Source organism: Erysipelatoclostridium sp. MSK.23.31 (assembly GCF_019125875.1).
Classification (GTDB): domain Bacteria; phylum Bacillota_I; class Bacilli_A; order Erysipelotrichales; family Coprobacillaceae; genus Thomasclavelia; species Thomasclavelia ramosa.
This window is the reverse complement of record NZ_JAHOCB010000095.1, coordinates 1-1,676: the sequence shown is the minus strand read 5'-3', so window position 1 is coordinate 1,676 and position 1,676 is coordinate 1. Positions and strand designations below refer to the sequence as shown.

Genomic DNA, 1,676 nt, shown 5'->3' with positions numbered 1-1,676 from the left:
AAGATAAAATAAATTTTTATTGTGGCCTTCAGGTCCAGTAAAAAATTATTTTTCGCTTATTGACAAATAACAAGCTGTTGAACCTTATTAACAAGGTAGGTCAAATGACCTACCTTTATTCTTAGCTAATTTTTCAAATATACTAACTTATTTCTTTCGCTATTTCAAATCCCATTTCTTCTATAAATAACGATAAAATAAATTCTATACGCTCTTGTAAATCATCAACCGCTTTGTTTAAGCACCATTTATAATTAGGAAATTTTATAATATCTTCTTTTAGAATTTTATAAATTACTTCCATTGTAAATAATTTTTTATTTTTATAACTGCCTACAATGTCGTAACACACTAATAAATCTTCATCAAAATTTCTATAACTTACATTAATTTCTGCTTTCATGAATTCCAATTCACTGCTCTGTACTGTTATACTGCTTTCCTTTTTTATTATCACACTGATTAAGTCTAATTTCATTTTCCAATCCTTTTGTACTCCCTTGAGTACCCTTTCTATATTTAGTTATGTTTTTTTAGATATTTTATATCATTTTCATATACTGCATCTAACAAATCCCATTTATTTGCTTTTTGTATTTCTTCTAAAGTTATATTATTTTTTTCAAATTCCATTGACAAAAAATCTGCTATCTTACTTATCCCTATTCCATATTCATCTTTCATATATAAATAAACACTTACTTCCGCAATTACTCGGTATATTTCTTTCGTTGGATTAGATATATGGCAGTCTATGGAATAAAATGCTTCACAATATAAATTTTCTTTATAAAATATACTTCTATTGCACTTATACCATTCTAATAAATCTTCAAAGTTCATATTCACTCCTCCATATTAGGTAGGTCAAATGACCTACCTATCTAGTTCATTTCAAAAACTATATTTTCATTATTTTTCAAATCACTATATAATTTTTGAATATCTTTATCTATTACCGTTTTCAATGAATTATCCTCAATACTATCATACAACTTTGATAAAGCATTAATTTCATTTGCAGTATCTTTAATTTTCAATTCACATATTAGTAATGCTTTTATAAAATATTTTCTACTTTCTTTTGACATTGAATTCATCATGTCAACATAAGGCTTTAATAAACACATTTCTATATTAATATCTTGACTTGCTAGTTCAATAATATCTTTTTCCAATAGGTCTTTGTAATGCTTTGCAGGCACTTTTGTTTCATTATATGAATATGTCATATCGGAAATACTTTGTGCCATTTTAGATACGGGTTGCTTTGTAAAATCATCATACAATTTTCTACTCATAATTCTTTCCTCTCTTTCGTGGTATAGTAGGTCAAATGACCTACTAAGATTCTTTAATATAAACTAAAATAATTAAGGTAACTATATTATTTAATATAATTACCTGTTTCTTAAAATAAATTTCTCATTTTCAATACCTTATGTACTCCCTTGAGTACCCCTTTCTTTATTTCTATATTCATTATATCATATAATAGGTATATTGTCTACCTTTTATTGATTGTAACGTTATTTTTTTTATGTCAAATGACCTACTCTATAATTCTTTTTTGGCGACTGCCTTTACCTTAAATTGTGATCGTGAAACACGATCACTTGATTTTGCGGTTTTTTGCGTACAATTGGGAGTGCATAGGAAAACAGAAAAGGAAATTT

At 26.4% G+C, this 1,676-nt stretch carries 3 protein-coding genes; all 3 read right to left on the bottom strand.

Features of this window, described 5'->3' with window-relative positions:
- Window positions 1–142: 142 nt before the first annotated feature.
- From KSU54_RS18365 to KSU54_RS18355, 3 genes are read right to left on the bottom strand one after another with little or no spacing between them, the layout of a single operon-like run.
- Window positions 143–478, bottom strand: coding sequence for a hypothetical protein (locus tag KSU54_RS18365; RefSeq protein WP_054322860.1), 336 nt, complete (start codon window positions 476–478; stop codon window positions 143–145).
- A 41-nt stretch (window positions 479–519) separates the two neighbouring features.
- A complete protein-coding gene (locus tag KSU54_RS18360; RefSeq protein ID WP_054322859.1) occupies window positions 520–843 on the bottom strand; it encodes a hypothetical protein in 324 nt (107 codons plus the stop codon).
- 41 nt (window positions 844–884) lie between these two features.
- Window positions 885–1,301, bottom strand: coding sequence for a hypothetical protein (locus KSU54_RS18355; protein WP_054322858.1), 417 nt, complete (start codon window positions 1,299–1,301; stop codon window positions 885–887).
- Window positions 1,302–1,676 lie beyond the last annotated feature (375 nt).

What these genes read in the sequence shown, in the direction of transcription:
- KSU54_RS18365 (WP_054322860.1), bottom strand. Translation starts at nt 478, where the DNA reads ATGAAATTAGACTTAATCAGTGTGATAATAAAAAAGGAAAGCAGTATA.
- KSU54_RS18360 (WP_054322859.1), bottom strand. Translation starts at nt 843, where the DNA reads ATGAACTTTGAAGATTTATTAGAATGGTATAAGTGCAATAGAAGTATA.
- KSU54_RS18355 (WP_054322858.1), bottom strand. Translation starts at nt 1,301, where the DNA reads ATGAGTAGAAAATTGTATGATGATTTTACAAAGCAACCCGTATCTAAA.